This is a genomic window from Burkholderia sp. BCC0044 (assembly GCF_902832955.1).
Classification (GTDB): Bacteria; Pseudomonadota; Gammaproteobacteria; order Burkholderiales; family Burkholderiaceae; genus Burkholderia.
Genome location: NZ_CADFDO010000001.1, coordinates 1,641,278 through 1,664,545, shown reverse-complemented (window position 1 = coordinate 1,664,545; position 23,268 = coordinate 1,641,278). Strand labels below are relative to the sequence as shown.

General features: G+C 65.3%; 15 protein-coding genes and 1 tRNA gene. 10 read left to right on the top strand and 6 right to left on the bottom strand.

Annotated features, from left to right (window positions below; all coding sequences use genetic code 11):
• Nucleotide 1: 1 nt before the first annotated feature.
• Entirely contained in the window at nt 2-1,060 is a 1,059-nt protein-coding gene (locus tag HWX14_RS07500; RefSeq protein ID WP_175882154.1) for a hypothetical protein, read from the top strand.
• A gap of 99 nt (nt 1,061-1,159) precedes the next feature.
• Here the strand turns inward: HWX14_RS07500 and HWX14_RS07495 are convergent, their stop codons facing one another.
• Nucleotides 1,160-2,986 (bottom strand): glycosyl hydrolase family 28-related protein, encoded by a 1,827-nt coding sequence (locus HWX14_RS07495; RefSeq protein ID WP_175882153.1) that lies wholly within the window; start codon nt 2,984-2,986, stop codon nt 1,160-1,162.
• Nucleotides 2,987-3,422: 436 nt separating this feature from the next.
• On the opposite strand from HWX14_RS07495, the gene HWX14_RS07490 reads away from it, so the two are divergent.
• From HWX14_RS07490 to HWX14_RS07460, 7 genes are all read left to right on the top strand, one after another.
• Entirely contained in the window at nt 3,423-4,628 is a 1,206-nt protein-coding gene (locus HWX14_RS07490; RefSeq protein ID WP_175882152.1) for a capsular biosynthesis protein, read from the top strand.
• A complete protein-coding gene (locus HWX14_RS07485) occupies nt 4,621-5,412 on the top strand; it encodes an SDR family NAD(P)-dependent oxidoreductase (protein ID WP_175882151.1) in 792 nt (263 codons plus the stop codon). The genes HWX14_RS07490 and HWX14_RS07485 overlap by 8 nt, the downstream gene beginning before the upstream one ends.
• Nucleotides 5,409-6,941, top strand: a complete 1,533-nt coding sequence (locus tag HWX14_RS07480; RefSeq protein ID WP_175882150.1) for an LTA synthase family protein — start codon at nt 5,409-5,411, stop codon at nt 6,939-6,941. The genes HWX14_RS07485 and HWX14_RS07480 overlap by 4 nt, the downstream gene beginning before the upstream one ends.
• A 3-nt stretch (nt 6,942-6,944) precedes the next feature.
• Nucleotides 6,945-14,582 (top strand): type I polyketide synthase, encoded by a 7,638-nt coding sequence (locus tag HWX14_RS07475; protein WP_175882149.1) that lies wholly within the window; start codon nt 6,945-6,947, stop codon nt 14,580-14,582.
• Nucleotides 14,579-15,496 carry a UDP-3-O-acyl N-acetylglycosamine deacetylase gene (locus tag HWX14_RS07470; protein ID WP_175882148.1) on the top strand — a complete coding sequence of 306 codons (918 nt, stop codon included), beginning with the start codon at nt 14,579-14,581 and terminating at the stop codon, nt 15,494-15,496. The genes HWX14_RS07475 and HWX14_RS07470 overlap by 4 nt, the downstream gene beginning before the upstream one ends.
• 64 nt (nt 15,497-15,560) lie before the next feature.
• The gene (locus HWX14_RS07465; protein ID WP_175882147.1) at nt 15,561-16,889 is read left to right on the top strand and encodes an aminotransferase class I/II-fold pyridoxal phosphate-dependent enzyme; all 1,329 of its coding nucleotides are present in this window, start codon (nt 15,561-15,563) and stop codon (nt 16,887-16,889) included.
• Nucleotides 16,886-17,566, top strand: a complete 681-nt coding sequence (locus tag HWX14_RS07460) for a GNAT family N-acetyltransferase (protein ID WP_175882146.1) — start codon at nt 16,886-16,888, stop codon at nt 17,564-17,566. Before HWX14_RS07465 ends, HWX14_RS07460 begins: the two co-directional genes overlap by 4 nt.
• A 101-nt stretch (nt 17,567-17,667) precedes the next feature.
• Here the strand turns inward: HWX14_RS07460 and cysC are convergent, their stop codons facing one another.
• From cysC to HWX14_RS07445, 3 genes are all read right to left on the bottom strand, one after another.
• Nucleotides 17,668-18,231 carry an adenylyl-sulfate kinase gene (cysC, locus tag HWX14_RS07455; protein WP_175882361.1) on the bottom strand — a complete coding sequence of 188 codons (564 nt, stop codon included), beginning with the start codon at nt 18,229-18,231 and terminating at the stop codon, nt 17,668-17,670.
• Nucleotides 18,232-18,975: 744 nt separating this feature from the next.
• The gene (locus tag HWX14_RS07450) at nt 18,976-19,809 is read right to left on the bottom strand and encodes a class II glutamine amidotransferase (RefSeq protein WP_011544669.1); all 834 of its coding nucleotides are present in this window, start codon (nt 19,807-19,809) and stop codon (nt 18,976-18,978) included.
• 201 nt (nt 19,810-20,010) lie between these two features.
• Nucleotides 20,011-20,340, bottom strand: coding sequence for a carboxymuconolactone decarboxylase family protein (locus tag HWX14_RS07445; protein WP_006484989.1), 330 nt, complete (start codon nt 20,338-20,340; stop codon nt 20,011-20,013).
• 129 nt (nt 20,341-20,469) lie between these two features.
• Here HWX14_RS07445 and HWX14_RS07440 point away from each other — a divergent pair, with 129 nt between their 5' ends.
• Together HWX14_RS07440 and yiaA are read left to right on the top strand one after the other, a co-directional pair.
• Nucleotides 20,470-21,417: an AraC family transcriptional regulator gene (locus tag HWX14_RS07440; RefSeq protein ID WP_175882145.1), complete on the top strand. Its 948-nt coding sequence runs from the start codon at nt 20,470-20,472 to the stop codon at nt 21,415-21,417.
• Between the two features lie 103 nt (nt 21,418-21,520).
• On the top strand, nt 21,521-21,964 hold the full coding sequence (yiaA, locus tag HWX14_RS07435) for an inner membrane protein YiaA (RefSeq protein ID WP_175882144.1): 444 nt from the start codon (nt 21,521-21,523) through the stop codon (nt 21,962-21,964).
• A gap of 350 nt (nt 21,965-22,314) precedes the next feature.
• Here the strand turns inward: yiaA and HWX14_RS07430 are convergent.
• Both HWX14_RS07430 and ybgF read right to left on the bottom strand, forming a co-directional pair.
• Nucleotides 22,315-22,391: transfer RNA gene (locus HWX14_RS07430), tRNA-Lys, on the bottom strand.
• A gap of 110 nt (nt 22,392-22,501) precedes the next feature.
• On the bottom strand, nt 22,502-23,251 hold the full coding sequence (gene ybgF / locus HWX14_RS07425; protein WP_175882143.1) for a tol-pal system protein YbgF: 750 nt from the start codon (nt 23,249-23,251) through the stop codon (nt 22,502-22,504).
• Nucleotides 23,252-23,268 lie beyond the last annotated feature (17 nt).

The following is a 23,268-nucleotide window of genomic DNA, read 5'->3' as shown; positions in this document are numbered from 1 at the left end:
TATGAAGATCAATAGGCGTGAATCCAGTAATCGAGCGGATCGTCTGACGTTGTATCGACTGCTTTCGGATTCCTTCGTCAGTGAAGCCGTGGGGAAGGAAGCGTGGATCGCGCACACGAGAAATAATGTCGAGCTCTGCAGGTTTCTAGAAGGGCTGGATCGCAGGAATCTCTACCGCATCATTTTTGATCGCCCGCCCGAGAGCGTGTGGGGGATCGGCTCGGCGAGCGAACTGAACCGAACGGCTGACCTCGGACTGTTTTATGACCTCATTTTCTCGGAGGAAAATAAGGTCATGGGCGAGATTGTATATGCGAAAACAATCGAAAGCCGGGGCATGGATATCTTTATCCACATCCCGAAGACCGCAGGGACGACGGTCAACAACCTCCTCGAGGCCAATGCGATTCTGCTGCGTAATGCCTGCTTCGACATCTCGACGCTTGTGGCCATGTATCGGGAGGAGCCGCAGGCGCGCCGGATCATTTTCTCGGGTCATCGGACGTTGGAGTTCTATGATCGATCCCTCAATCTGAGCGACATCGGAGTAATTTTCACGTCAATTCGAGATCCGATCGACATCGCGATATCGTATTTCAACTTCGCCTTTACGATGGTGCATAGCAACGACGAGGCTTGGGGGGCACAATGGCGACCTTTTGTCGAGGAGTGGCAGAGCTCAGGTGCGGGTCCCAGCGATTGGTTCGTGAATTACTGCGGATCGGAATTTTTCCGTCGGAATGTTTCAAATATATACTTTGATTATCTTGGTGAGCCGGGTAAATCGCCGGATGATGCGCGGGCGATCGTGGATAACATGCTTAGATTCGGTGTGTTCGCGATCAGGTCAGACCGGGTGAATGATTTCGTTTCCCACTCCGAAGGCGGCGAACGACTTGAAAAGAACAAATCCGATGCGGTGGTTACGCGCGATACACTGAGCTTCGATATTCTTCTTCATCTGCGCCGACTTATGCCAACCAACGTGGAGTTCTATGCGTTGCTCGACAATTTCTCGACGTGGAGAAAATCCGGATACGTTGATTTCAGGGCGGTCTGATTGTCTTGTGCTGAATGTGTCGTCGATCGGGTGTCGATTCCCGGGCGATGCACGAAACGGCATTGACGAGCGCCGTCCTGCCGTTTCAGATCGGGCGGCTCACTGCGGCCACCACGTCCAGTCGGGGCGCGAAGAATAGATGATGCGCAAGGTATCGCTCGGCGCGATCGAAAAGGGCGCGTCGGGCGCGGAATTGAAAAGCAGGTGGCCGTTCAGGTCGATCGATGCGATCTTCCCACCCCGGATCGAGACGAGCGCGCGTGATCCCAGCGGGTTCTTGAATTCCTTGCCGGACGCCGGAAATTGCGGCGAAATAGCCCCCCGGTTTCCACTGAAGCCTGGACTGTCGGTGATCTGGTTATCGCTTACCTCTGCATTTGCGATACCGTTGGTGGGAGACTGGTTGCCGTTGAGGTCCACGGCGGCGACCGTCACGTTTTTCGACGATGGAGAGATCGCGATGCCTTGAGCCTGGTTTCCGGTGCCCCTGCCATACGCGTCGCCACCGACGCGCCCGCCGGATATGCGAACACCGGCGGCATGCTGGCCGATGTCGATACCGTTGCCTTCGCCTGCCTTCAGGAAGCTGTTTCCGAATATATTGGGTGACGGGATATTGATGTTCTGGCCGCCGGCCAGATTGATTCCGTGTCGACGCCATCCGCTCACTTGCACGGGGGACAAGGTTGCATTAATCACGGCTTGGGAATAAGCGCCTCCCCGATTGGTGCCGTCGATCACAATGCCGTCAAGGCCGGAGCCCGACTGGCCCTTGATTGTCGAATAGATGGCGAGCTGGCCGATATACTGGGAGCCATTAGCCGAGGGTCCACCGACCCATACCCCGGCGCGACCGGCTCCATCGATGTATCCGCCCGGCGCCAGAGTAGGCTCCAGTATCAGCTTGTTGTCGGCGCGCTGTTCGATGTGGACATTGTCGACCGTCGATTGCCCGATATAGTAGGTGCCGTCGAGTGTGACGTGTTCTCCCGCAAAAATGGAAATGCCGTACTGCCAGCCTTTCAATAGCGGCCCGTTGATGTAGGGGCTCGATATTTCAACTTCGGTGGGCAATTCGACGGCGCCGGTCGATGTCTTGTATCCCGACGCGGCACTCAGGGGCAGCAATGAAATAGCTGTGTGCGAATTGCGCGTCGCACCTGCTTCGGGGTCGTAATTCCCGGGAGCAACGATTTGATCCAGTTTTACCCCCTGGCCTCCATACAGAAATACGCCAAACGCGCCGTTTGTAAACGAGGCGCGAATCGTGGACTGGATGGGGGACAGCAGGATGACATGTGGTTTGGTCTTGACCGCGGCGTCGGTGTGAAAAAAACCGATATCGATGATGTCGTTACCAACAAGGGGGGTGACCGGGTTCGTACCGACGAGTATGTCCACGATGTCCGTACTCGTCGCGATGACGGTCGCCGATTTGCCCGCTCCGCGTAGCCGGACGTGGGAGCGTGCTTCGCGCAGGGTCGACTTGATCAGGTACACGCCGGATGGCAGATCGCAGGTGCCTCCGCGTTGCTTGCTCGCTTGATAGTCTATGCAGCCCTGGATGGCTTTCGACACGTCGATGCTGGCGGTACCGGCTTTGACATCGGCGATTTGAGCAGGCGACATGAAATCGAATACGCTGTCGCTGTCCGACAGCTTATCTGCGATCGTGCGAGGTACGCTGTCGGAGGCCGGCAACCGAAATAACCGGGCCGAATCGAAGCGGGTGGTATTCGCGCCGTTTTCCGGATGAGAGGAGGGGGCGGCCGCGTATGCCGGGACCGGGCAACTGCCGCCGGCAAGAACGAATCCCAGAATCCATGCGATTACGATAGTTTGGTGATATTTTCCGGTGTCGAATTCGCGTTTCCTTTCTCCATTCTGAAAAATACGTGTTGCTGCTACCCGATGAAGTCGAAACATCCGACCAAGTATCGTTCCCATAATAATTGGCACCGGTAGTGTGAAGCCTATTAAGTTTTTACTTGACGCGATAGCAGTACATCGATATTGTTTGTTCCCTGTTTTCATGTCGTCCTTTCAATTCCTGCGCAGTCGCGGAGGAGTTTTGGCGGCCGGTCGCTGTTCCGGCGGCCGTTGGCCATGGCAACGATGCATATGACCGCGGCTTGCCCGTCGGCGTTCTGTCGGACCGAGGTGCGAAAGCGGTTTGCAGGGTATTGCCTTGCGCGTGCGCGGGAGCAATTTCCGCGAGCACCGTTAGGTTTGTCACAGTCGGAGTGATATATTTGTCGGCCGTCGCCGGGAGACGGCAGCGCGGTCTGGCGCCATAGCGTGCGCACGATCAGGATCCACCAGAGCAGGCCAATTTTTCGAATAAGTCCGCATTACCCATACCATGCCTCGCTCATTTCTTGTGCTGCAAGGCACGGCGTCGTCTTTTTTTGCCCGGCTTTCCGACGCGCTTCGTGCGCGTGGTCATATCGTTTGCCGAATCAATTTCTGCGGAGGAGACTGGTTCTACGATTGGCACGGCGTCAGCGTGAACTACAGCGGCAAATCCTCGGATTTGCCTGGCTGGTACGCCGATTTCGTGTGTCGCGAGCACATCACGGACGTCATCATGTTTGGTGATTGCAGAGAGATTCACCGGCACATACATCCGATATCGGAATCGCGGGGACTGCGAGTGCATGTGTTCGAGGAGGGTTATGTTCGCCCGCACTGGGTCACGCTGGAACGCTACGGTGTCAATGGTCGGTCGCTGATGCCGACGGATCCGGCTGAATATTTGCGTCAGCGGGATCTCATCCCGCCCGCTCAACCCGGTCAGCCAACCGGTTATAACCTGTACGAACGCGTCTTTCACGACATCACGTACCGGGTCGCCAACGCGCTGCTCGCCTGGCGCTTTCCCTGCTATCGCAGTCACCGCCCGCGCAATGGGGTCGTCGAATACGCAGGACTTGCGTTTCGTGCGCTTTTGCAGGGGCACCATCGCCGTCAGGCCGAAGCCGTCGCGCGCGAATTGCTCGACTCCGGCCGGCCCTATTACCTGTTCCCGCTTCAGCTCAACTCCGATGCTCAGATCGTCGAGCACTCCCCATTCGAAGGGATACGTGACGCGATCGACTACGTCCTGCGCTCGTTCGCCCGGCACGCGCCGCACGACGCGACTCTGCTGATCAAGAACCACCCGCTAGACACCGGCATGATCGAATACCACCGCTTCGCGATGTCGATTGCGCGCGAGGCCGGTATCGGAGATCGAGTCCGTTTCATCAACTCGGGCCACTTGCCGACGCTGCTCGAGCATGCGCGTGGTGTGGTCGTGGTGAACAGTACGGTCGGGCTGTCTGCTTTGCACCACGAGCGCCCGCTAGTTGCGCTCGGAACCGCCATTTATAATATGCCCGGCTTGACCTGGCAGGGAAAACTCGACGATTTCTGGCATGGCGGCGAACTGCCGGACATGCATCTCTATCACGCCTTCCTGGACTACGTGATGCATCACACGCAAATCAACGGCGATTTCTACACCCGAACCGGCATCGAGATGGCGGTCGCGGGGGCGGTCGAGCGCCTGGATCGCGCGGATGCCTGAGCAACAGCCGCGAAGCATCGTCATTACCGGCGCGAGTGCCGGTCTCGGCCGCGCGCTTGCGCTTACCTATGCGCAACCGGGCACGACGCTGGGTATCGTCGGCCGCAATTTCGCGGAGGTCGAGAAAACGGCGGCGGCTTGCCGTGCACACGGAGCCGGGGTAGAAACGGGTGTCATAGATGTGCGCGATGCCGCGTCGACTGCCGCCTGGCTAACCGATTTCGACACCCGCTACCCGATCGACCTGCTGATTGCGAACGCCGGCGTGGCCAGCACGATCGCTGATGCAAGCGACTGGGAAGATCTGGCGCGCACGGCTCGCGTCATCGACACGAATCTGTACGGCGCATTGCATACGGTCCTGCCGGTCATCGACCGGATGCGCGAGCGCAGGCGCGGCCGTATCGCGATGATCAGCTCGATCGCCGCGCTACGCGGCATGGCGATCTCGCCGGCCTATTGCGCGAGCAAGGCAGCGATCAAGGCCTATGGCGATTCCGTGCGCCCGCTGCTGGCGCGCGACGGCGTGGGCGTCACGATTATCCTGCCCGGCTTTGTGAAGACGGCGATGAGCGACGTGTTTCCCGGCGACAAGCCGTTCCTCTGGAGTGCCGAGCGTTCCGCCGCATACATCCGTCGGCGGCTCGATGCAGGCCGAAGCGAGATCGCATTTCCCGGATTGCTCGCATTCGGCATGCGTCTCCTGCCGTTGCTGCCGGCGGCGCTGGCCGACGCGATACTTGACCGTCTGTCGTATCTTCCGTCGAAGGACCGGGCCAATTGAGCGCGCATCTCGCCGTGACGCTGACGGCCACCGTTGCGCTGTCGTTTGCGGTCGATGCGATCGCTGTCCCGCGCGCGCCGCTGCGGCGTCCGCTGTTGTCGTCAGTGCTTCATATTGTTGCCGTACTCTTCATATTCGACCTGGTGCTCGCCGCCACCTCCCGGCCGCTATTTTCCGCCTGCGCGTCGCTCGCGCTCGTCGGTCTCGTCGCCGCAGTCAGCAATGCGAAGTACGAGTCGTTGCGCGAGCCGTTCGTATTCACCGATCTGAGCCTGTTCAGCCAGTTGTTTTCGCATCCCCGTCTTTACTTGCCGTTCCTCAGCGTTGGCAAGGTCGTCGCGATCGGTGTCGGCATCCTGCTTGTGATCGCGGGTTCCATCGTCGAACGACCGGTGCATCGGGATTCCTTCGTGGTGGCGTGGTTCGCGGTGGCGTTGCCGTTTGCGCTCGCGGTGCCCATCGCGGCGCGCTTGCCGCTAACGCTCGATCCCGACGCCGATCAGCGTCGCCACGGCTTTTTTGCCGTGTTCGTTGCCTATCTGCTCAACGGGCTGCGCCCCGCGACGCTCAGGAAGTTCCGCGAGGCCGCGGCAGCGGGGCCGTTCGCAACAGGCGAGCCGAACCGGCGCCCCGACGTAATCCTGATCCAGAGCGAATCGTTTTTCGATGCACGCCGGCTCGGTAACGCGGTCGCACCGAATCTTTTCACGCGCTTCGACAACGCATGCCGCGAGGCCGTCTGGCACGGCGAGATGACGGTGCCGGCGTGGGGCGCCAACACCATGCGAACGGAATTCGCGGTCCTGACCGGCACGGAATCCTTTTCGCTTGGGTACGCACGCTTTTACCCTTACGCATTCGTAAGAAACAAAATCGCGTCACTCGCCTCCTGGTTCGCCCGTTGCGGCTACGATACAGTCGCGATTCATCCGTATTACGCCGATTTCTTCGGGCGGGACCGGGTCTTTCCGCTGCTGGGTTTTACGCGCTTTCTCGATATCGGCCATTTTGCATCGGCGTCCCGTGCCGGTCCGTATGTGGCGGACGCCGCAGTATCCGAGTCGATCATCGAGGAACTCAAGGCGGCGAGCAGCGACCACCCGCGCTTCATCTTCGCGATGACGATGGAGAACCACGGGCCATTGCATTTGGAGCAGGTTTTGCCTGGAGAATCGTCTTCACGGCATACTCTTGGTGAAGACGCGTCCTGGCGCGACCTGACTGCATATTTGCGGCACATTGAAAATGCGGATGCAATGATTGGGCGCCTGCTGGATCATTTGCGCACCAGCGCTCGTGAAACAGTCGTTTGTTTTTACGGCGACCACGTCCCCGCATTGCCTCATGTTTTCCAGAAGCTGGGTGTTACCCCGCAACGCAGCGACTACTTCATTTGGCGGAATTACGGCGCAGATACTCCCGAACGCCGAAATCTGGGTGCCGAGGAACTCGGGTCGGTACTTTTGCATGTGGTACAAGATGACGGAAATCGCGCGGAAGAACCGCACGCATCCGAGAAAGCGACATAAAAGATGAACAGTAAGATTGCAATAATTGGGGTGGCTTGTCGGTTTCCCGGGAGCGCAAACAATCTTGGCGACTTCTGGCAACTCCTGCGCGACGAACGCGACGCAGTGACCGAAATCCCCGCCGACCGCTTCGGTACCGATTTCTACCAGCACCCGTCCAAACGCGAACCGGGCAAGAGCTACACGTTCGCAGCCGGCGTGCTCGACAACGTCGCCGGCTTCGACGCCGCGTTCTTCGGCATTTCCCCGCGCGAAGCAGCCCAGATGGATCCGCAGCAGCGCCTGCTGCTCGAACTCGCTTGGGAAGCATTCGAGGACGCGGGCGTGCGCCCGGCGGACATGCGCGGCAGCAACTGCGGCGTCTTCGTCGGCGCGGCCAGCATGGATTACGGCAACCGCAACATGGACGATCTGAACGTGATCGATCCGTATTCGGCGACCGGTAACACACTGAGCATCGCGTCGAATCGCGTGTCCTATCTGTTCGACCTGCGCGGCCCGAGCATGTCCGTCGACACGGCCTGCTCGTCGTCGCTCGTCGCGCTCCACCAGGCCGTCAAGGCATTGCAGTCCGGTGAAGCCGACATGGCGCTCGCGGGTGGCGTCAACCTGCTGCTGCACCCGTTCGGCTTCGTCAGCTTCTCGAAGGCGTCGATGCTGTCGCCGCGCGGCCGTTGCCGCGCATTCGATGCGACCGGCGACGGCTACGTCCGCTCGGAAGGCGGCGCGTTCGTGCTGCTCAAGCCGCTGGATCGCGCACTCGCCGACGGCGACACGATCCACGCGGTGATCGCCGGCTCCGGCGTGAACTCGGTCGGCCACTCGCCGGGCGGCATCAGTGTGCCCGGCGCCGCCGCGCAGGCGTCGCTGCTGCGCAGCGTGTATGCGCGCGCGGGCATCGATCCGCAGTCGCTCGCTTATCTCGAGGCGCACGGCACCGGCACGGCAGTCGGCGATCCGATCGAGGCGCGTGCGCTGATCGATGTGGTATCGGGCGAGCGCCCGGCCGATCGTCCGCTGCTGATCGGTTCGGTGAAGACCAACATCGGCCATCTCGAAACGGCATCCGGCATGGCCGGCCTGCTGAAGGCCGTGCTGTGCCTGAAGCATCGCGCGGTGCCGCGCTCGCTGCACTTCGTCACGCCCAATCCCGGGATCGATTTCGACGGCGGCCGCCTGCGCGTCGTCGATCGCTACATGCCGCTCGATGCGGACGACGCGCCGCTGACGGTCGGCGTCAACTCGTTCGGCTTCGGCGGAACGAACGCACACGTCGTGCTGACCGAGGCGCCGGTCGCAAACGACGTGTCGACGGCAACGCCCGAGCCGACTCAAGCGCAACCATCCCCGCTCGTGCTGACCGCGCGCAGCGCGAATGCGCTCGCGGCGCTCGCAGGCCGTTATCTGACCACGCTCGACAACGGCGGCGATTGGCAGGCGCTTGCCGCCGCGGCCGTCCGTCGCCGTCAATGGCTCGAACATCGCGCGATCGTCGCACCGGCCAACGTGATCGAAGGCCGTGCGGCGCTTGCGGCACTGGCCCAGACGGCGCAAGACGGGTTGCCGGCCTGCGTGGCAACCGGCCAGGCGCCCGCCGACGCATTGCGCACCGCGCTCGTGTTCTCGGGCAACGGTTGCCAGTGGGTCGGGATGGGCAACGAACTCTATGCGGAGAACGCGGTTTTCCGCGCGGCGCTCGACGAAGTCGATGCACTGTGGTGTGCCGACGGCAGCCCGTCGCTCGTCGACGTGATGCGCGGCGGCCCGGGCGCGGAATGGCTGGCCGGCGCGGGCGCCGAATGGCTCGCCGCGACGGAGAATGCGCAGCCGCTGCTGTTCGCGATCCAGGTCGGCATGGTCCGCGTGATCGACGCGCGCGGCATGCGTTACGACGCGGCGATCGGCCACAGCGTCGGCGAAATTGCCGCGGCGTGGGTGACGGGCGCGCTGTCGCTCGCCGACGCGGTTCGCGTGATCAAGATCCGCAGCCGCGCGCAGGCGATGACGCGCGGCAGCGGCCGGATGGCGGCCGTCGGCATCGGCGAGGCGGCGGCGCGCGAACTGATCGCGCGCCACGGGCTGGCGCGCCGGGTCGAGGTGGCCGGCATCAACAGCCCCGATGCGGTGACGCTGGCGGGCGAGCTGCAGGGCTTGCAAGCGCTGGAAGCGGCGCTGCGCGGCAGCGGCAAGTTCTTCCAGATGCTCGAGCTCGACTATGCGTTCCACAGCAGCCACATGGAGCGCATCCAGCCGGTGGTGCTGGCCGAACTGGCCAGCCTGCGGCCGCAACCGGGCAACGGCGCATTCGTGTCGACGGTGACCGGTGGCCCGTTGGCCGGCAACGAACTGGATGCGCGCTACTGGTGGCGCAATATCCGCGAGCCCGTGCGCTTTGGCGACGGTATCGCGCACCTGATCGAGCAGGGCGTCCGGCTCTTCGTCGAAGTCTCGCCGCATTCGATCCTGCGCACGTACGTGAAGCAGGCGTTCGCGGCCGCCGGCGTGCCCGGTGTGGTGCTGCCGACGCTCAAGCGCGATCACGGCAGCGCGGCGACGCTGCGGCACGCGATTCTCGCGGCGATCGCGCACGGCGCGAGCGTCGATCCCGACCGCTTCGCGCCGGGCGCCTCGCATGCGGCATTGCCATCCTATCCGTGGCAGCGCGACCGTTTCTGGCTCACGCCGACCGTCGAAGGCTACGGTCTCGTCAATCGCCGCCGCGAACATCCGTTGCTCGGCTATCGCCTGCACGAACACGCATTCGGCTGGGAAAACCAGCTCGATCCGGCGAAGCTGCCGATACTGGCCGATCACGTCGTCGATGGCGGCGTGGCGTTCCCGGGGGCCGGCTACGTGGAAATGGCGCTCGCCGCGGCGCGCACCTTCTTCGATACACCGGATGCGGCGCTCGAGAACGTCGAAATCCGCACGCCGGTCGTGTTCCAGCCGCAGCAGGCGAAGCTGTTCCGGCTCGTGATCGAGCCGCGCACCGCGACGTTCACGATCGAGACGCGCGACCGGATGTCGGACGGCGCATGGACGCTGAACGTGACGGGCCGGATGCTCGAAAGCGGCAACGCGCTCGGCGCCACGAGCATCGTGCCGGCCGCGACGCTCGAGCACCTGCTCGCGCTGCCGGCCGCCGACGGCGACACGCTGTATGCGAATACCGCGGCGATCGGCCTCGGCTACGGGCCGGCGTTCCGCTGGGTGCGCACCGTGCGGGTCGCCGCGGCCGAGGACGCCGCGCTGGCCGACGTCGCCGCGCCGGCCGCGTGCGGCGATGCGCGGGCGCTGTCCGCCTATCTGCTGCATCCGGCGCTGATGGACAGCGGGTTTCATCCGCTGTTCGCGCTGCTGGCCGCGCATGCGCGCGACGGCGAGCATCCGGCCTACGTGCCGGTGCAGATCGGCCGGGTCGACTACCTGCGCGGCGACACGGTCGCCCGCGTGCTCGCACGGGTCGACCGGCGCAGCCCGCATTCGATCGTCGCGCATTTCGAATTCCTCGACGCGCAAGGCGCGATCGTCGCGCGGCTCGGCAGTTGCCGGTTCCGGCGCGTGGACCTCGTCGGTCGCCGGCAGAACCTGCCTTCGCGTTTCGTCTACCGCCTCGAAGAGATGCCGTTGCCGAACGACGTCGACGCGGCCGCTTTGCCGGCGCCCGACGCGCTGCTCGCGCAAGCGGTCGCGCGCGTCGATGCCGCGGAGCGCGACGGCCGCCGCACGCAGCATTTGACTGAAATCCTGCCGCTGCTCGACGTGCTGGCCAGCCTGTACGTGCTCCGTGCGTTCGATGCGCTCGGCGTATTCGCCGGCACGTGGCAGCCCGCACCGGAGCGGGCGGCGCTGACCGCGCGCCTGGCCGACATGCTGATCGAGGACGGTCTTGCCGGTCGCGACGGCGCGCGTCTCGTACGGGACGACGCGGCGTGCGCGGCGCTGCCGCCGCTCGACGATCTGTGGCGCGGGCTGCTGGCCGAATCGCCGGGGCACGTGGCCGAGCTGACGCTGCTCGCCCATTGCGGCGCGGCGCTGCCCGACGTGCTGAGCGGCGCGAAGGACGGCGCACGCTGGCTGTCGCCGACCGGGCACAGCCTGGTCGAGCAGCTGCTTGCCGCATCGCCGACCTGGCAGCACGTGCATGCGCTGCTGGCGGCCGGCGTCGAGCAGGCGGTCGACGCGTGGCAACCGGCGCGCCGGCTGCGCGTGCTCGAACTGGGCGCGACGGATGGCGACGTGCTGCAGACGCTCGGCATGCATCTCGCCGCCGCGCGCTGCGATCACACGATCGCCGCGACGGCCGGCCAACTGGCCGGGTTCGATACCGATGCGGAAGCCGCGGTGCGCACGGTGGCGCTGCAGCCGGGCGAACGGCTGTCGCTGTCCACCGACGAAGCGGGGCCGTACGACCTGATCGTCGCGAACCGCGCGCTGAGCGGCCGTCCCGATCCGGCCGACGCGCTGAACGCGATGCGATCGTGGCTCGCGCCGGGCGGCTTGCTGCTGCTGGCCGAACCGCGTCGCGGCCGCTTCTCCGACATCGTGTTCGGCGCGCAACCTGCGCCGACGGGCGTCGACCAGCCTGCGCCGCTGGCGCCGGCGGATCTCGAGGCGGCGCTGGCGCGCGCGGGTTACGTCGACGTCGTGCGGCATGTCGAGCAGTCGCTCGATCTGGACGGCACGCCGACGTTCGTCATCGCACGTAATCCGGCGAGCAGCGCGGCCGCGCAACGCGGCAGCGACGCGAGCGAGCTCGATACGCTCGCCCGCAGCGAACAATGGCTCGTGATGCACGCACCGGATGCGGCCGGCGGTTTCGGCGGGCGGCTGGCCGATGCGCTCGCGCACGCGGGCTATCCGGCCGATATCGTCGATCTCACGCATGCGGCCGATGCAATCGCGTCGTTGCCGGCCGGGCAGCCGGTGCATGTCGTGTTCTGCGCGCCGGAAACGCCGCTTGCCGATACGACGACGGGAGACGGCCTGATGGCTGCGCAGCGCCACGGCGTGGTCGCGCTGGCGGCGCTCGTGCGCGCGCTCGGTGCGCAGCCGAACGCAGCCACGCGGTTGACCGTCGTCACGCGCGGCGGCGCGCCGTTCGCCGGAGCCGCGCATGCGCACCCGGAACAGGCGACGCTGTGGGGCCTCGGTCGCGTGCTGGCGAACGAGCATCCCGAACTCGCGTGCCGCCTGATCGACGTCGATCGCGCGGCGCACGGGATTCCCGATGCGCTGATTCGCGAGCTGACCGGCGCGGCGGTCGAGGAAGAGGTCGTGCTGAGCGCGCACGGGCGGCTGGTGCCGCGCATGCTGACGGCCGCGCAGGCCGCGGCGCGCAGCGACGGCGCGATCGCACGCGCATCGGTGCTCGCGTTCGACGCACCGGGCTCGTTGCGCAATCTCGAATGGTTCGCGTTGCCCGAAAGCGCGCTGGGCGACGACGAGGTGGAAATCGAGCCGGTGGCCACCGGCCTGAATTTCCGCGACGTGATGTATGCGATGGGGCTGCTGTCCGATGAAGCGGTGGAGACCGGCTTCGCGGGCGCGACGATCGGCATGGAACTGTCCGGCCGCGTCGTCCGGGTGGGCAGCGCGGTGACGGCATTCGCACCGGGCGATGCGGTGCTCGGCTTTGCGCCGGCGTCGTTCGCCACGCGCGTCAGGACACGCGCACAGGCCATCGCAGTGAAGCCCGAGCGTCTGTCGTTCGAGGAAGCGGCGACCGTGCCGACCACGTTCTTCACCGCGTACTACGCGCTCGTCGAACTCGCGCGGCTGCGGCGCGGCGAGCGCGTGCTCGTGCATGGCGGCGCGGGCGGCGTCGGGATCGCCGCGATCCAGCTTGCGCGCCACTTCGGCGCGGAAGTGTTCGCGACGGCCGGCAGCGACGAGAAGCGCGAGTTCGTGCGCCTGCTCGGCGCCGATCACGTGCTCGATTCGCGCAGCCTGGCGTTCGCGGACGAGATTCGCGCGATGACGGGCGGCGAGGGCATCGACATCGTGCTGAATTCGCTCGCCGGCGAGGCGATGGTGCGCAGCATCGATACGCTGCGTCCGTTCGGTCGTTTCCTCGAGCTCGGCAAGCGCGATTTCTACGAAAACAGCCATATCGGGCTGCGGCCGTTCCGCAACAACATCAGCTATTTCGGTATCGATGCCGACCAGTTGATGGGTGCGTTGCCGGAGCTGACCGCGCGCCTGTTCGGCGAAGTGATGGCGCTGTTCGCGGCAGGCGTGCTGCATCCGCTGCCGTATCGCGCGTTCCCGGCCGAGCGGGCCGAGGATGCGTTCCGCTACATGCAGCAGGCGCGCCAGATCGGCAAGGTGCTCGTGACCTATCCGTCCGGCACGCCCGCACCGACGCGCGGCGTCGCGCGGGCAGAAGCGCTCGCGCTCGATCCGCATGGCGCATACCTGGTGGTCGGCGGCACGGGCGGCCTGGGCTTCGCGAGCGCGCGCTGGATGGTCGAGCACGGCGCACGCCGGTTGACGCTGGCGAGCCGTTCCGGCGAACTCGCCGCCGCGGCGCGCGACGAAGTTGCGCGCTGGCGCGACACGCTCGGCGTCACCGTCGACGTCGTGTCGTGCGACGTGACCGATGCCGCGGCCGTCGACGCGATGATTGCCGCGATCGTCCGGCGCGCCCATCCGCTGAAGGGCGTGCTGCATTCCGCGATGTCGATCGACGACGGCCTCGTGCGCAATCTCGACGATGCGCGGATGGCCGCGGTGCTCGCGCCGAAGGTCGCCGGCGCGTGGAACCTGCATCGCGCGACGCGCAGGCTGCCGCTCGACCTGTTCGTCGTCTATTCGTCGGCGACGACCTATCTCGGCAATCCGGGGCAATCGAACTACGTCGCGGCCAACAGCTTCCTCGAGGCGCTCATCGAACATCGCCGCGCGGCAGGCCTGCCCGGCACGTTCATGGCCTGGGGGCCGCTCGAGGACGTCGGCTTCCTCGCACGCCACGCCGATACGCGCGAAGCGTTGCAGTCGCGGATCGGCGGCGCGTCGATCACGTCCGACGAGGCGATGGCCGCGCTCGAGCGCGTGCTGGTCGCGGGCGCGGCCGGCGAAGCGGTGGTGCGGCTCGACTGGCACGCGGTGGCGCGCGGAATGCCGGCCGCGAAGGCGCGCCGGTATGCGCTGCTGCAATCGCAGGCGAAGGGCGGCGATGCGCGCGACGGCGGCACGCAGCTGCGCGAAGAGGTGCTCGCGCTGCCGCGCGACGAAGCGATCGCGCTGGTGGCGCGGACGCTGCAGGCGCAGATCGCGCGGATTCTCCACATGACGCCCGATCGCATCGCACTCGACAAGTCGGTGCTCGACATGGGCATGGATTCGCTGATGGGGATGGAGCTCGGTCTCGCGGTCGAGGAAGCATTCGAGGTGAAACTGTCGGTGATGGCGATCGCCGAAGGGGCGTCGGTGACGACGCTGGCCGCGCGCATCGTCGATTCGATCGGCGCGTCGGCCGATGCCGGCGCCGATGGCGCGTCGGCAGCCGATGCCGCGCACGAGGCCGTCGCGGCGCTCGCCGCGAAGCATGCGATCGACGGCGAAGCGCGCGCATTGCTCGATACGCGGCCGGCGCCGGTTGCCGGCCACGCGTCGCCGTCGCTCGAGGTGGCGCGGTGAGCGCGCCGACCGGCTGGGCGACGCGGCAGGGCACGCTGGCGCGCCCGCTGACGATCGACGGGCATGGCTTGCACACGGGGCGCCGGGTCGGCGTGCGGATTCTGCCCGCGCGTCCGGAAGACGGCGTGACGGGCATCGTGTTCCGTCGGGTCGAGCAGAGGCGCACGCTCGCGACGCTGCCCGTCGATCCCGCGCTGCGCCGCGCGCAGCCGCTCTGCACGATGCTGCGCAATGCCGACGGCATCGGCGTGCGCACGATCGAGCATCTGCTCGCGTCGCTGCTCGCGTGCGAGATCGATCACGCGATCGTCGAGCTCGATGCGGAAGAGGTGCCGATTCTCGACGGCAGCGCCACGCCGTGGGTGGACGCGATCCGCGCGTGCGGCCGCGTCGCGCTCGACGCGCCGAAACGCTTCATCCGCGTGCTGCGGCCGCTCGTCGTGACGGACGGCGACGGCGACCAGCGGCGCGAGATGCGGATCGAGCCGGCGCCGCGTTACGAACTGAGCGTGCGCAACGACCTGCGCGGCTTCGGCGACATGCACTGGGACGGCGCGCTGACGCCGGCTGCCTTTGCGACCGACATCGCGCCGTCGCGCTCGTACGGGCGCGTGAAGTGGGCCGTGCCGGCGATCGTCGCCGGCTATCTGCGCGGCGTGCCGATCCTGCGCGGCGCGCGGCCGTCGTGCACCGCGTCGATCGTCGGCAATCGCGTGCTGGGCGGGATGCGGCTGCCGGAGGAGTTCGTCCGGCATCGCGTGCTCGACCTGGTCGGCGATCTCGCGCTGGCCGGCGCGCCACTGCTCGCGCGCGTGAGCGCGCTGCGGCCGAGCCACGAGATGAATTTCCGGCTGGTCGATGCGTTGCTGGCTGCGCCGGACGCATGGCAGTGGGCCGAGTTTTCCGACGAGTGACACCACGCCTTTTAAAAATACGCGGCGTAACATAGCGCCTTTTCGAGATACAGCGAAGGAAGCAATGGCACTGGGAGAGCATCTTCGCCAGCAACTGGCGGCGAAAGCCTTGAAACGGCAGCTGGAACGCGCGACCGATGCGGCCGCGGCGCCCGGCGTGCCCGGCACGCCGGTTGCGCAGACCGCGTCGGCGCGCAGCCGCTTCGAATCGATGCCGCAGTATCAGCAGGTCCGGATCATGCGCGAGATGGGCGAGAAGCTGCGGGTCGACTCGCCGTTTTTCCGTGTGCACGACGGCGTCGCCGGGGCGACCACGCAGATCGGCGGCCGCGAATACCTGAACTTCGCAAACTACAACTATCTGGGGCTGGCCGGCGATCCGGCGGTGTCCGAACGCGCGAAAGCCGCGATCGACCGCTACGGCACGTCGGCCTCGGCCAGCCGGATGGTCGCGGGCGAGCGCCCGGTGCAGCGCGAGCTCGAACGTGCGCTGGCCGCGTTCTACGAGACCGACGACTGCGTCGCGTTCGTGAGCGGCCATGCGACGAACGTGACCGTGATCGGCGCGCTGTTCGGCCCCGGCGATCTGGTGGTCCACGACGCGCTCGCGCACAACAGCATCGTGCAGGGCGCGCAGTTGAGCGGCGCGAAGCGCCTGAGCTTCGCGCACAACGACTGGCAGGCGCTCGACGAGTTGCTGTCGCGCGTGCGCCGCGAATACCGGCACGTGCTGATCGCGATCGAAGGGCTGTACAGCATGGACGGCGATTTCCCCGACCTGCAGCGCTTCGTCGACGTGAAGACGCGCCACGGGGCGTTTCTGCTGGTCGACGAGGCCCATTCGCTCGGCGTGCTCGGCGCGACCGGCAAGGGCATCCGCGAGCATGGCGGCGTCGCGCCCGACCAAGTCGACATGTGGATGGGCACGATGAGCAAGACGCTGGCCGGCTGCGGCGGTTTCATCGCCGGGTGTCAGCCGCTCGTCGACATGCTGCGCCATCTGGCGCCGGGCTTCCTGTACAGCGTCGGGCTCGCGCCGACGCTCGCCGCGGCGTCGCTGGCCGCGCTCGAACGCCTGCAGGCCGAGCCGGAACGCGTCGCGCAACTGCAGGCGCGCGGGCGGCAGTTCCTGACCGAGGCGCGTGCCGCCGGGCTGAATACGGGCACGAGCGCCGGGTATGCGGTTGTGCCGGTGATCACGGGCAGCTCGCTGAAGGCCGCGCAGTGGGCGAACGCGATGTTCGACGAAGGGATCAACGTGCAACCGATCTTTTATCCGGCTGTCGAGGAAAAGGCGGCGCGGTTGCGCTTTTTCATCTGTTCGACGCATGAGCCGGCGCAGATCAGCCGGGCGGTCGGCGTGTTGTCGCGCCTCGCGGGGCGTAGCGCGTGACGCAGGCCGCTGCGGTCGCGCAAGCGGTTCCGCGCGCCGGCGAACCGGCGCGGTTTCGCGCGGCCAGTGCGGATGATGCGGCAGCATGCGCGCCGCTCGTGTTTGCGTCCGGCGTGGCCGAATTCGGCTTCTTTCTCGGCGAAAGCAACGCGCGCTGCATCGCTTTTTTGCAGCAGGCGTTCCGGTCGCGCCACGGACGCTTCTCGTGGCGTCGGCATCGCGTCGCAGTCGCCGACGATGGCACGGTGCTCGCGGTGATGGCGATTCATGACGGGCAGCGGACGACGTTCGACGACGTGCACATCGTGTGGGCGCTTGCGCGGTTCTTCGGCGTGCGGCGCACGGTCAGGCAGTTGCTGCGCGGGCTGATTCTCGAAACGGAACTCCCGGCGCCGAAGCGTTCGCAGATCCTCGTCGCGCATTGCGCGACGGATGAACGCCAGCGCGGTACGGGCATCTTCAGCGCGCTGTTTCGCGATGCGCTGGATACCGGCGCGTTGCCGGCCGATGGCAGTCGCGATGTCGTGCTCGACGTGTTGACGCGAAACGTGCGCGCCCGCTCGCTGTACGAACGCCTGGGGTTCGTCGCGCTGCCGCGGCCGCGCGCGCGTTCGCGCCGGCTGCCGGTTGAGCTTGATTCGATCCGGATGCGGTTCGATCGACGCGGCCAACCCTGACAGTGGGCCGGTGTGGCGTAAGGCAGACAGTTCAACTGTCGCACGCCACAATGGCGCGTCGAAATAGAAGAGGCGCGGACGAGCGAGGAGGCGTGCCGGTATCAGTCGTGCAACGGCAATTTCCGCATGATCGCGTGCGCGCATTCCAGCGGACTTGCTTCGCCCGTGCGCACATGCACGTCGGGAAACACCGGTTTCTCATAGGTCGATTCGATGCCGGTGAATTGCCGAATGGTCCCTTGCCTTGCCAGCGCATACAGCCCCTTGGGGTCGCGCGCTTCCGCCACATCCAGCGCAACGTCGACAAAGACTTCGAAAAACCTGCCCTGTGGAAAACGCGCGCGCGCTTTGGCGCGCGCCTCCTGAAACGGCGAGATCAGCGCAACGATGACGACGAGCCCGGCCTCCACCATCAGGCGCGCGACCTCGGCAGTGCGACGAATATTCTCGTGGCGGTCTGCGTCGCTGAATCCCAGGTCCTGATTCAATCCTTCGCGAAGCTGGTCGCCGTCCAGCAGAAAAGTCCGGAGCCCGCGCGCATCGAGTTGTTCCTTCAGCAGATTCGACAGCGTCGATTTACCGGCACCGGAGACACCGGTGAGCCATACCACGAAGGCATGGTCCTGCTTCATGCTGGAAAGCACGGATTGATTACCCGTCAGCATGACAGGGGGGGAATTTTGGAGATCTTGAGTCATCTCGGATTCGATGTGCCGGTAACTGCGTCGTACTTTTTTGTGATGCGGATTCATCCGTCGGCGAATTGTAACGTGCCTTTTCTAAATTTGTAACTTGAATATTTTAATCAGGAATAAGCGGTGGCCTTCGCGCGGCACGAGGGTGTACGAACGCTGTCTGTCCGGTAATGATTGCCGATTCTTCGTAATAATTGGAAATAATCGCGGATCGCCGACAGGGTAGAAGACGCGTAAAATTCTCGCCCCATTTCATCGCCCACTCAATTTGTGGTACGCCCCAATAGGGCCCGCTGCCATGAGGGAGGCGAGGTTCGAACGATTTGAGCCGGATTCGTTAGAAGAATGGTGACGATTGCTCACCGACGTGCCGCAGGCTTCCTCGCACGGATGTTCTCGCCTGCGTGTCGATTATTTCACCGGGTTCCTGGTCGACATGAAATCGCAAGAGGATTAATTTTCTATTCGTCGAAAGCCGGAGAATAACGCGAATGGGGTCCGCTTTCGTGATGCGACTCTGTCGCTCATTATCGAATCGGGGGTTATCCGACGCGTAGTGGTCGATTATCTTTGTCAGGCGACGATTGGTACCCTTTCCGATTGCTTCGGCAGCCCCGAGCGCCGGCCCTTAAAAGCCGGATCGCCACAATTGTCTTATCGCGCTGAAGTATTCGGTCCGCCGAATATGCTCGATTTCGTCAGGACTGCAGCGTGTCACTTGTGCCGCGGCCCGAATGGCCGCTGCTGCACATCGGCGCCGTGCGCGACGATCGCCATTCCCTCCGGCACTTCCTCCCACGCGCCGCGCAGGTCGACGAGCGGCTCCGACACGACCATGAACGCGTCGTCGCCGGCTTCGGCGATACGCGGGTTATGCGGATACAGCTCATGCAGGTGCTTGAACGACGTACTGTGGAACAGCGAGCGCGATTGCCGTTCGCTCGAATAGCGCACCGCGACGATCCGTTCGCCGTCGGTCGCGCAGATCGTCATGTTGAGCGGATCCGCGACGCGATGCCGCGCGGCGGTTTCCTCCACCACGCCGACCATCCGTTCGAGCGCCGGCAGCGGCGCCTGCTCAAGACCGTACGTCAGCGCGAGGCGGAACATCAGTTCGGAGTCGGTCGAGCCTTCGAGCGTCGGGAACAGCGCGGGATCGACCTTCATCGTCAGGTCGCGGCGCAGCTTGTGGAAGTCGCGGATCAGCCCGTTGTGCGCGAACAGCCAGCGGCCGTGGCGGAACGGATGGCAGTTGGTTTCCTGCACGGGCGTGTCGGTCGCCGCGCGGATGTGTGCGATGAACATCCGCGAGCGGATCGCACGCGCGGCTTCGCGCAGGTTGCGGTCGTTCCAGGCGGGATGCACGGAGCGATAGCGGAACGGGAGTTCGTCGGGATGCCCGTACCAGCCAATGCCGAAGCCGTCGCCGTTGGTGGTCGTGGCGCCCAGCTCCGAATGCAGGCTCTGGTCGATCAGCGAATGCTTCGCGCGGAACAGCACGGTTTCCAGATGAATCGGATTACCCGTATAGGCGAGCCAGCGGCACATGGAGCGCTCCTTCACGATGTATCGTTCGCGCATGGTAGCCGACTCCGCGACGCTTCCGCGTCCAGGCGAGTCACCCACAATCGTCATACATGGCGGCCCGTACGCGCGATGCGCGACCGCCAGGCTATGCGGTCGGGCATCACGCAACGCGGCAGTTCGGTGCGGCGCGGCCCGACGATCGGGCCGCACCGCACCGCCGGCTCAGTCGCCGAGCGCGTCCATCACGCGCGCCGAATAGACGAGCGCTGCGCCCGCATTCAACGCGATCGCGACGCCGAGCGCTTCCGCCACTTCCTCCTTGGTCGCGCCATGCTTGGCCGCTTCGGCCGTGTGCACGGCGATACAGCCGTCGCAGCGCGTCGTGACGGCTACCGCGAGCGCGATCAGTTCGCGCGTCTTCGCGTCGAGATGGCCGGTCTTGGCGCCCGCACCGGACAGCGCCTTGTAGCCGGCCAGCGTATCGGGCGACAGCTTGGCGATGTCGCCGATACGCGTCGAGAGTTCCTTCCGGTATTCGTTCCAGTTCAGCATGATGCGTCCTTGTCGAGAAGAGTGAGGAGGGCGGCAGGTGCCGCGATCTCGGGCGATGCAAGGCTATTCTGATCGCTCGCACTGAGGGTTTCGATACGCTAGAGTGTCAATTTTTAGCGCAATCGTCTGATGGATGCATTGAGTCAACTGCTGTCGCTGGGTCGCAGCCATGTCGAGCTCGACGTGCGCTGCCTGCTCGACGGCCCGTTCGCGATGCCGCACGACCCGCTGCCGCCCGGCGAGGCGGCGTTCCATCTGGTGCTGGCCGGCACCTGCCGGCTGCGTGCCGCCGACGGACGCATGCTGCAACTCGCCGCCGGCGATTTCGTGCTGCTGCCAGCAGGCGGCGCGCACGACCTGCTCGACGCAGCGGGCGGCCAGTCGAAGCCGCGCGTGCCGCTGCGCGATTCGAGCGCCGGCGACGGTGCGGTGCTGCCGGTCAAGTCGAATCTCGATCCGGCCGAACCGGGCAGCGCGAGCGTGGATCTGCTCTGCGGACGGTTCGTCTATGCGCGCGGCGCGGGCGAACTGCTGATGCGCACGCTGCCGCAGATGCTGCATGTCGGGTTGCGCGACGCGTCGGGGGCCGCGCCGCTGCAACTGCTGACGAGCGTGCTGCGTACCGAGGCGTCGAACGTGCAGCCGGGCGCCGGCGCGATCGTGAACGCACTTGGCCAGGCGCTGCTCGCGTATGCACTGCGGGCCTACGGCCGCGGTGCGCGCGTGCCGTCCGGCTGGCTCGCGCTCGCAGCCGATGCGCGGCTGGGCCCGTCGGTCCAGGCCGTGCTGCAGGCGCCGGCGCAACCGTGGACGGTCGAATCGCTCGGCGCCGCGGCGGCGATGTCGCGCGCGACCTACGCGCGGCATTTCCGCGAGAAGGCCGGCATGAGCGTCGGCGCATTCGTCGCGCAGATCCGGATGATGCATGCGTGCGCGCTGCTGCAGGACACGCAGCGCGGGCAGGCGGAAATCGGGCAGGCGGTCGGTTACCAGTCCGAGGCCGCGTTCGGCAAGGCGTTTCGCGCGGTGCTCGGCACGACGCCGGGGCGCTGGCGGCGCGCGCGGCGCGAAACCTGAGCATGCAGGCGCGTCGGTCGTGGTGCGTGCCAAAGCTGCTACCATGCGCGAAACGCAGTTCAACGAAAACGATTTCGAACAACAAGAAAGAGAGGGCAAAGCAATGAACCAGACCACCATCCAGCAACCGTCGTTCGCGTTCGTGGCCGCCTCGTGGGCCGCGCTGCTCGCCGGTTTCGCGGCATTCCTGATCGGGCTCTGGAACGCCGGCATGCAGCTCAACGAGAAGGGCTACTACTTCACCGTGCTGGTGTTCGGCCTCTATGCGGCGATCTCGCTGCAGAAGAGCGTGCGCGACCGCGCGGAAGGCATTCCCGTCACCGGCATCTACTACGGCCTCAGTTGGGTCGCGCTGCTGCTGTCGATCGCGCTGCTGATCGTCGGCCTCTTCAACGCGACGCTGCAATTGAGCGAGAAGGGCTTTTACGCGATGTCGTTCGTGCTGGCGCTGTTCGGGGCGGTGGCCGTGCAGAAGAACACGCGCGACTTGCAGAACGCGAAGCCGCGCTATACCGACGTCGATTCCGCGCCGTCGATCCAGGAGTGAGGGCACGCGAGGCGGGCGCCTGCTGAGGGCCCCGTTGCGTGATGAAGTCTGCGGCCCTCGCATTCATCGGCGTGCCGCGGGCCTATAGTCCTTTCGTTTCATCCATGCCGTTGCGCATGACGATGGAGATATTCGGGATACCGAACGTCACTGAAAGTGCAGCGTGGACGCGCACGAACGGAGATCTGCTCGTCGAAGTCGGCGACGAAGGAAGCGTTCGGCTCCGCGCACCGGGCGCGCTTTCATCGATGCACGCGCCGGTGGTGTCAAGGACCGAGCTTCTGATTCGGCAGAGCCACAGACGCAAAAAAGCCTCCACGAGGGAGGCTTTTTGCACTATCGAAGATAGTTGGTAGGGTGGGAGGGACTCGAACCCTCGACTCTCTGATTAAAAGTCAGATACTCTAACCAACTGAGTTACCACCCCACGTTCTTGAAACTTGTTTTGGTTTGTTGCTTCAACAACTTGGGCAACGACCCAAAGAGCAAAAGATTATAGCGACAGGCTGCAGGGGTGTCAATAACCCGTCACGATAATTATTTGATCGTTTCGAGCTTGCCCTGCGCCGTCTGCGCCGCGTTCGACCCGGCGTACTGCGATACGACCTGCTCGAACGTCTTCTTCGCGGCCGCCTTCTGGCCTTGTTCGAGCTGGTTCGTGCCGATTGCCACGAGGGCGTCGGCCGCGCGCGGATGTTGCGGGAACTTGCTGACGATCCCTTGCCACGTCGCGGTCGAACCGCGGTAGTCGCGCAGCGCGTATTGCGCGTTGCCGTACCAGTATTGCGCGGTCGGCTGATAGGGACTCTGCGGATACTTCGCGATGAACGCGCGGAACGAAGCCGCCGCCGCCTTGAAGTTGCCGTTGCGGAACTGCTGCTGCGCCGCGCTGAGCGCATCCGTTTCACCCGGCTGCACGGTGCCTTCGACACCATCGATCGTCGCCTGCTGCGGCTCGAACTTCTTGAGCCGCGTGTCGAGATCCTGGTAGTACTCCTTCTGCTGCCGCTCGAGCGTCGTCAGCCGGTTCGTCAGATCCTCGTTCTCGCCGCGCAGCGTCGCGACCTGCTGGTTCAGCTGGTCGAGACGGCCGGATTGATCGAGGATCGTCCGCTGGGCAGCCGACAACTGGCTCGCCAGATTGTCGGTCTTGCTGCGCAGGTCGAGTACGGCGCGGCGCGCCTCGTTGTCGTCGAACACGCCGGCGTGCGCCGGCGCGGCCGACCACGCCGCGCCCGCGACGCAGAACGCTGCGGCAACGCGCAGCCAGGTTAAACGGTGCGTCATACGGCGATTCTTCCGTT